The sequence below is a fragment of the Candidatus Desulfolinea nitratireducens genome (genome assembly GCF_982879505.1).
The window spans coordinates 1-8,447 of record NZ_CEYOSI010000159.1 but is presented as its reverse complement, the minus strand read 5'-3'; the positions used below and the strand labels follow the sequence as shown (position 1 = coordinate 8,447).

The 8,447-nt window shown below is 50.9% G+C and carries 7 protein-coding genes; all 7 read left to right on the top strand.

The annotated features are described in order from the left end of the window. Positions 1 to 21: 21 nt before the first annotated feature. The 7 genes from AC3DOM_RS12985 (at position 22) to AC3DOM_RS12955 (ending at position 8,404) form a co-directional block, all read left to right on the top strand. Positions 22 to 504, top strand: a complete 483-nt coding sequence (locus AC3DOM_RS12985; protein ID WP_487919475.1) for an Lrp/AsnC family transcriptional regulator — start codon at positions 22 to 24, stop codon at positions 502 to 504. Between the two features lie 82 nt (positions 505 to 586). Beyond that, positions 587 to 1,945 carry an aminotransferase class III-fold pyridoxal phosphate-dependent enzyme gene (locus tag AC3DOM_RS12980; protein ID WP_487919474.1) on the top strand — a complete coding sequence of 453 codons (1,359 nt, stop codon included), beginning with the start codon at positions 587 to 589 and terminating at the stop codon, positions 1,943 to 1,945. Positions 1,946 to 2,064: 119 nt separating this feature from the next. After that, positions 2,065 to 3,174: an ABC transporter ATP-binding protein gene (locus AC3DOM_RS12975; RefSeq protein ID WP_487919473.1), complete on the top strand. Its 1,110-nt coding sequence runs from the start codon at positions 2,065 to 2,067 to the stop codon at positions 3,172 to 3,174. A gap of 10 nt (positions 3,175 to 3,184) precedes the next feature. Then, a complete protein-coding gene (locus AC3DOM_RS12970; RefSeq protein ID WP_487919472.1) occupies positions 3,185 to 4,108 on the top strand; it encodes an ABC transporter permease in 924 nt (307 codons plus the stop codon). Beyond that, positions 4,105 to 4,989 carry an ABC transporter permease gene (locus AC3DOM_RS12965; RefSeq protein WP_487919471.1) on the top strand — a complete coding sequence of 295 codons (885 nt, stop codon included), beginning with the start codon at positions 4,105 to 4,107 and terminating at the stop codon, positions 4,987 to 4,989. Before AC3DOM_RS12970 ends, AC3DOM_RS12965 begins: the two co-directional genes overlap by 4 nt. Positions 4,990 to 5,085: 96 nt before the next feature. After that, positions 5,086 to 6,234, top strand: coding sequence for an ABC transporter substrate-binding protein (locus AC3DOM_RS12960; protein WP_487919470.1), 1,149 nt, complete (start codon positions 5,086 to 5,088; stop codon positions 6,232 to 6,234). Between the two features lie 226 nt (positions 6,235 to 6,460). Then, the gene (locus AC3DOM_RS12955; protein ID WP_487919469.1) at positions 6,461 to 8,404 is read left to right on the top strand and encodes an aldehyde ferredoxin oxidoreductase family protein; all 1,944 of its coding nucleotides are present in this window, start codon (positions 6,461 to 6,463) and stop codon (positions 8,402 to 8,404) included. The last annotated feature ends 43 nt before the right edge of the window (positions 8,405 to 8,447 follow it).

Here is an 8,447-nt window from a genome sequence, read left to right as displayed (position 1 = left end):
TCGGAGATTTAATTATAATTTATGTATAAAATCGACAAGGTTGATATAAGTATCGTCAATATGCTCCTCGAAGATGGACGTAAGTCTGCAGCGGAGATTGCCCGTCAAATCGGTGATATTTCCGAGCGTGCAGTTCGCTATCGCATTGAGCGTATGGTGAAAAAAGAAATTATCTGCGTCAGTGCGATTATCAGCCCGCAGGCATTTGGACTGGATACATATGCCGATGTCTGGATAGAAGTAGAAGCAGATAAAATTCTCGAAGTGGCCAATAAAATGGCCGAAAACGAAAACGTAACTTATGTAGCCTGCTCCATGGGTGAGACCGACGTAAGTATCCAGGTGGTTGCCAAAGATGCTGCGGAAATTTATCGATTTGTGACTGAAGTCGTACGAAAAGTGCCTGGCGTTAGAAAAACAGTTACAGCAATTGTTCCAAATATCCTTAAAGATATTTATCAATGGCGTATTCCTGATAGAGCAGTGGGAGATGAAAATGAATAACTCGCCTTTCTCGCCCTGTGTCTTGTGTGCCCACTAAGATTCTGTAAAAACGTTAGTATCTTCAATCTCTGGAGCGATCATCATGCCGCAATCTGTCGACAACGCCCTTTCCTACTCAAATCAATGGCTGGAAATCATCTCCCAGAAATCCGTTGACGATGTTCAAGCCAGATGGATTATTGGTGAATCCAAAGACAACTTTGCTGAGCACTTTAACAGGAACTGGCTGGAATATCGCAAGTCTGTAACAGAAGCCGGTGACTGGGCAGCAGTCGAATGGGCTGGCTCCGGTGCGATTTTCAAAGATGTACTTGGGCGCGAGTATCTCGATTGCTTGGGAGGCTACGGCATGATGAACCATGGCTGGTGCCACCCAGACGTCGTTGCGGCAGTACGCGCTCAGTTGGCGCGCTCACCGATGCCCAGTCAAGAGTTGATCGATCCGTTACGTGGCGTTCTGGCGCGTATCATGGCTGATATTACGCCTGGGAATTTAAAATACAGTTGGTTTGCAGCCAGCGGCACGGAAGCCATCGAAGCTGCCATAAAAATCGCTAAACTCTACACGCAGAAACCCGCTTTTATCTCAACCGTCAAAGCCTTTCACGGCAAAACAATGGGATCACTCTCCATGTTGGGGAAAGCCGATTACCGCCAACCGATGGGCGCATTGTACGGCGGACCAGTCTATCACGTTCCCTTTGGTGATGCTGAAGCCGTCGAACGCCAATTGGAAATTTGTGACCAGATCGGCATCGGCGTGGCTGGTGTTTTGCTGGAACCGATCCAGGGTGAAGCCGGGGCAATCGTCCCTCCCGATGATTTCTGGCCGCGCGTACGCCAAGCAACCCAACACTACGGCACGCTCCTGATCGCGGACGAAGTGCAGACCGGGCTTGGTCGGACGGGGAAGCTGTGGGGCGTTGATCATTGGAACGTAGTGCCAGACATAATTGCCGTTGCCAAATCTCTTGGTGGGGGCGTGATGCCCGTCAGCGCGGTGACTACCACCGAAGAAATTTTTCAGCCGATGATGTATCCCAATCCGTTTATGCACACTACCACAACCGGTGGCGGTGCGCTGGCATGCTCCGCGGCGATTGCATCCATTAATGTCACTCTCCGTGATCGTCTCTGGGAGCAGGCTGCTGAAAAGGGTGCGTATCTCATCCCGAAACTCGAAGCGTTGGCAGAGAAGTATCCGCAACTATTTGACAAAATCACCGGCAAGGGTCTACTGATCGGGATGCACTTCAAAAGTCCCGAGAGCGGTTACAAAGTCGCGTCGGAATTGTTCAAGCGCGGCGTTCTGGTGGCTGGCACATTGACCAGCGCGCAGACCATCCGTGTCGAGCCCCCACTAATCATTAAATATGCCCAAATTGACGAAGTATTAAACCGCCTGTCAGATGTGCTGGCGGATATAGGCAAAACTCTATAATTTTATGTTGATATACAAATTAACTTTAATAAAGAGCGTGTGACAAGAGAAAGATGTAAGTGATTCTATGTAGTAACGGATCAGATCGTTATGACAATATTCAAATCATTGGAGTCAAGATGAGCGAATTTAGTGTTGAACTGCGCGATGTAGTCAAGAAATTTCCCACTCCCGAGGGGGGGGAGGTCTTTGCTGTCAACCACGTCACCATGCAAATCAAGAACGGCGAGTTTTTCTCCATGCTAGGTCCGTCAGGTTGCGGAAAAACTACATCCTTGCGGACGATTGCCGGTTTCGAGTGGCCAACCTCGGGCGAAATCTATATCGAGGGAGAACCTATGGGACACCGACCACCCTATTTGCGACCAGTAAACACTGTCTTTCAGAGCTACGCCCTCTTCCCGCACATGTCTGTGGCCGAGAACGTGGCTTTTGGACTCGAAATGGAGAAAACACCCAAACAGGAGATTAAACGCCGAGTTGGCGAGGCGCTGGAGATGGTCAAGCTGACCGGCATGGAGCGGCGTAACCCCACACAGCTCTCTGGCGGGCAACGACAACGAGTTGCCCTGGCACGCTCGCTGGTCAAACGTCCAAAGGTATTGTTACTGGATGAGCCATTGGGCGCGCTCGATTTGAAGTTACGCAAGGAAATGCAACTGGAACTCAAAGCCCTCCAACAGGAAGTTGGTATCACCTTTGTGTATGTGACCCACGACCAAGAGGAAGCCTTAACGATGTCTGACCGTATCGCTGTGATGGACGGAGGGGTCGTGCTGCAAGTCGGCAAGCCGGTCGAGATTTATGAGCGCCCCAATTGTCGTTTTGTAGCTGACTTCATCGGCGAGACCAACTTCCTCGACGGGGAGGTGCGCGCTATCGATGGAGATAGAGTCACTGTTTATATTCCAAGATTGAAGGATGAACTGGTTGGTACCAAGGCTTCACCCGTAAGAATTGGCGAACAGGTGGTTGTATCGCTGCGCCCGGAGAAAACCCGCATCATCGAAAACAAAGCCAAGATGGGGAACTGCTTCAGTGGAAAAGTGTTGAACATTGCTTATATTGGCTCAGACACGCGCGTATTCGTCGATTTAGGTGGCGTGTCACTCAAAGTTTGGGAGCAGAATAAAATTTCCACCCTCGACCCGGAAGCCTATTATGAGCGCGGGGAGCAGGTTTGGGTGGTCGTGATGCCCGAAAATGCGCTCGTGCTGCATTTAGGATAGAGAGGCTACCATGTTGCGAAAACTGCGCGAAGATAAATCCTTTCAAGGCACAATCCTGATCTCTCCAACTTTGCTCTTCATGATAGGGCTGCTGATTGTCCCTCTCTTGCTCACGTTAGTCATCAGCTTTGGAAGTCGTGCCCCAGACGGAACTGTAATCTACGGTTTCTCATTCCATAACTATGTACGCCTTTTCGGAATTCGCACCGAATGCGCTGGCGGGGAGTCCATTTGCTTCGATCCGATCTATGCAAAAATCCTTTCACGTTCACTGAGTTTAGCTTTCAATACTACTGTTTTAGCGATTTTGATGGCTTACCCCTTGGCTTATTTCATTGCTCGTGCCCCACTCAAAAAGCGCAACACCTTCCTCTTCTTGATTTTAGTGCCGATGTGGACCAATTTCGTCATCCGTGTCTACGCCTGGATGATGTTGCTGCGTACTCAAGGCGTAATCAACGGTGCGCTTGGCTGGTTGGCAGGTTTGGTTGGATTTCATTTTACGCCCCTGGAGATGCTTTATACGCAAGGAGCAGTACTCGTGGGCATGGTTTACGAGTTCTTGCCCTTTATGATTTTGCCGCTCTACACATCTCTGGAGAAAATTGACCTTTCCTGGTACGAAGCATCGGCAGACTTGGGGGCATCTCCTTTCCGAACCTTCCTGCGCATGACCTTGCCCCTCTCCATGCCAGGAGTAGTCTCCGGAACAATTCTGGTTTTCATACCAGTTATGGGTACTTTCATCGTCTCGGACTTGCTGGGTGGACGGCAGATCGTGTTGATCGGTAACCTGATCCAGAATCAATTCCTAATTGCTCGTGATCCGACCTTTGGTTCGGCCGCTTCGATCATTTTGATGACCATGACGCTGATCGTGACCTATTTTTACACGCGTAAATTTGGATTCAGCGAGGAGATTGTAGTCGTATGAATCCTCATCGCCGTTCCCCCCTGGTTGTTGTTTCCACTGCTCTGGTGTATTTCTTCCTTTATATGCCAATAGTGGTTTTATTTCTATTCGCTTTTAATTCATCGAAAACCAATATTCTCTTTGAAGGTTTTATCACTCAAGTCGGACCGACTGAAATTGTTTCAGGGAATGTCATTCAGAGTCCTTGTGGTCCCTTCCACTGGTTCTGTGAACTGGCAAAGAACGTGGAAGTGCGGAATGCCACCCGCAACACGCTGACCATCGCCTTAATTTCGACACTCACTTCCACGATCATCGGTACCTTCGCCGCAATAGCCTTGCAGCGTTACAAATTCAAGCTGAGAACTTTTTCAGAAGTATCGTTATATATTCCCATCGTTATCCCAGAAATTGTGATGGGAATCGGCATTCTGGTCTTGTTCAGTCAGTTGTTCACTCTATTAAACAGTGCCCTGAGCTTGATCGGCGATAGCCAGCTCACCTTGGGCTTGACCACAGTAATCGTCTCGCATATTGCTTTCAGCGTTCCTTTTGTGGCTTTGGTGGTACGGGCTCGCCTGCATGGTTTCGATCAGTCCATCGAAGAAGCCGCTATGGATTTGGGCGCTAACGAGCTAGTTACCTTTTGGCGTGTCACCCTGCCAACGATTATGCCAGGCGTACTCTCCGGCGCACTACTAGCTTTTACTCTCTCTTTGGACGATTTTGTGATCACGTTCTTCACCACTGGACCCGGCGCCTCCACGCTGCCGATCTATGTTTATGGGTTACTGCGACGAATCGTGACGCCGCAGGTTAACGCCCTCTCAGCAGTCTGGATTCTAATTATTTTTGTCGCCGTTTTCCTCACCCAGCGTTTGCAGAGCAGGCAAGCGTATTAGGTTAGATTGACAACTCGCGGTTCAGAACGCCAGTCTGATCTGTGAAGTTTGCAATTACAGTTCGCATCTTATTCGCCTATTAATATGGAGGTAGAAATGAAAAACACAACTCTCTGGAAAGTGCTGGCAACATTAACAGTATTTAGCATGTTGCTGGCAGCCTGTGGCAGCGGAGCACCTGCCAAGGACGAAGAAGGGCAACTTGTTACCAGTTCAGGTTTCGTTTGCCCACAGCCAGAACCGCGCGTCGAGGTCACATCGAAAGAATTAAATCTCTTTGTGTGGACGGAGTACATCCCCGTCGAGTGGAAGGAATGCTTCGAGATGGTTTACGACATCAAAATAAACCACGATGAGTATTCCAGCAACGAGGAGATGTACGCAAAACTCTCCGCCGGAGCCACGACCTATGATCTGATTTTGCCCACCGATTATATTATCTCTCTGATGATCGATCAGGATATGCTTCAGGAATGGGATCAGGCTCAACTGGCGATGTTGGGGAATATTGATCCAGGTTATAAGGACCTGCCCTTTGATCCCGGCAACCGGTACACTATCCCCTACATGTCCGGCACCGATGCCATCATCTACAGTGTTGACCGGGTCCCCACCCCACCGACATCCTGGGAAGATCTATGGAACCCCGAGTACGCCGGACGCCTGGTGCTTCTCGATGATCCCCGCGTGGTGATCGGTTTCACTCTGCTAACACTGGGGTACGACCTCAACGCCACAGACCCTGCGCAATTAGAAGAAGCCAAACAAAAATTAATGGAACTGATCCCCAACGTCAAACTCTTCGATAGCGACAGCCCCAAGACCGCTTTGATTGCAGGTGACGTAGACCTGGGCAACGTCTGGAACGGAGAGGCTTTCACTGCTCAGCAGGAAGACCCCGGATTCGAGTATGTCTTTCCCAGCGAGGGCACCATACTATGGCAGGATAACTGGGCCATCCCGGCTGGCGCCCCGCACTTGGACGCCGTTTACGCCTGGGTCAATTATATTGAGCAGGGCAATATGTTCTGGATGATGTTGCGCGACTTCCCCTACACCGTCCCCAACGCTGCCGCCCTGGAATACTCCAAAGCCAACCAAACCGAATTATACGATATCTACATCAACTCGCCGATTACCAACACCCCACCCGAAGCACTGGCGAACGGCTTCTTCATGGAAGATGTTGGCGAGGCGACTCCGCTCTATGACCAGATTTGGACAGAGGTCAAAGGCGGAAATTAACCGTTTGACACGATAACGATACGCGCGGGACGTTGAACTGAATCTGGGAAAAGTTTTGCGTCCACTGGCTGACAAGTCAACGTCTCGCGCTTGATTCACATCACCAAAATCGGATATTTTTTCGATCTTACTCGTTTTGGAATTATTGAATTATTCATCGTAAGTCTTGCTCTTATCTTTTGCAAAGTTTCTTTGACATCCGCTTTTCTCTTGTGAGGAGGACCCCATGCCTTACGGATATACTGGAAAAATTCTGCACGTTGACCTAAGCAACGGCAAATTTGAAATCGAGACCCCACCTGAGACATTCTATCGCCATTACATGGGCGGTTCAGCAATGGGGATGGTCTATATTTTGCGCGACATACCCCAAGGTGTAGACGCGCTCAGCCCGGAGAATATCCTAACCCTGTTCACCGGTGTGACCACTGGCGCGGCAATTTCAGGTCAGAGCCGAATCAATGCTAATGCCAAATCCCCACTGAGCGGTGGAATCGGCGATTCGCAGGGCGGCGGTTTCTTCCCCGCCGAACTCAAGTTCGCGGGCTTGGACGGCATCGTCATAAAAGGTAAATCATCAAAACCAGTTTACCTGTGGATCAAGGATGGCGTGGCAGAACTGCGTGATGCCTCGGGTCTGACTGGCAAGCTAACGAGGGAAGCGGAAGCAACTATACGTCAGGAACTGGGCGACGCCAAGATCGAAGTCCTACAACATGGCCCGGCGGCTGAGAATGGGGTTCTGTTTTCATCGCTGGTTTCCATGTCTAATCGCCATAATGGGCGCACAGGCATGGGTGCAGTGATGGCATCCAAGAATTTGCGTGCGGTAGCCGTGCGCGGCACCTCCAAGCCTGTAGTTGCCGACCAGAAAGCGCTGACGGTGCTTAACCGTATGGGACCTAAGGAACTGATTGCAAATCCCGACATGGAAGGGCTGGCAAAATACGGCACAGCCAGCGTAGTCATGCCACAGCATTCGATGGGCACGCTTCCGACCTACAACTACAACGAAGGCACCTTCGAAGGCGCTGAAGCCATCAGCGGCGAAACCATGTACGACACGGTGCTGAAAGGTGTGGCGGAAGGCAAACAAGACAAACAAGGGCGCGAAACCTGCTACGCCTGTGTAGTGCGCTGTAAGCGCGTGGTCGAGATCACCGATGGCCCATACAAGGTCGATCCGCATTACGGTGGTGCTGAATATGAAACGCTCGGCACCTTCGGCTCCTACTGCGGCGTGGACAACCTGGCCGCGGCCAACCTGGCGAACCAGATGTGCAACGAATACGGTGCGGATACGATTGCTGCCGGGGCAACGATTGCCTTTGCGATGGAATGCTTTGAGAAAGGCATTGTCACCAAGGAGCAGACTTGCGGTCTGGAACTGAAATTTGGCAATGCCGATGCCATGCTGGCTGCCCTCAAACTGATGCTGAACGGCGAAGGCGAATTTGGCAAATTGCTCGGGCAGGGTTCCGAGCGCATTGCCAGTATCTGGGGCAACGGCGCAGACGAGTGCCTGATCACGGTTAAAGGTGCGGAAGCTCCGGCGCACATGCCGCAGGCCAAACGCTCTCTAGGTCTGATCTACGCTGTCAACCCGTTTGGCGCAGACCATCAATCCAGTGAACATGACTGGATGTATGAAGAAGGCATCGCGTCCGATCTGTATCTGGAACGCTTGGCTCTGCTGGGCTTGAACGAAGCGCAGGAGCCGCTGAGTCTTGGATACGAAAAGGTGCGTTTCGCCTACCAAACGCACGTCTTTTTCTCAATGCTCGACTCGGTTGAATTGTGCCAGTTTGTTTGGGGACCCGGCTGGACACTCTACGGCCCGCAAGAAACCGCAGAAGTAGTTAGCGCCGTGACAGGCTGGGACGTGACCGTGGATGAGTTGATGGCGGTCGGTTCCCGACGACTGAACCTGCTACGCACCTTCAACGCCCGTGAAGGCCTTGACCGCAAAGCCGATAAATTGCCCAAGAAATTCTTCAAAGCCCTGCAAGGCGAAGGCCCCACAGCCGGAATTGCGCTCGACCAGGTCCAGTTTGATACCGCTATTGATCAGTATTACAAGCTGGCTGGCTGGACGGACAATGGCATCCCGACGACAGAAACATTGAAAAAACACGATATCGAGTGGGCAACTGAATACCTGCCAATGTAGTCAGCATCGAAGACCCTGGAGCAATTGAAATGTCTGGGGCCTT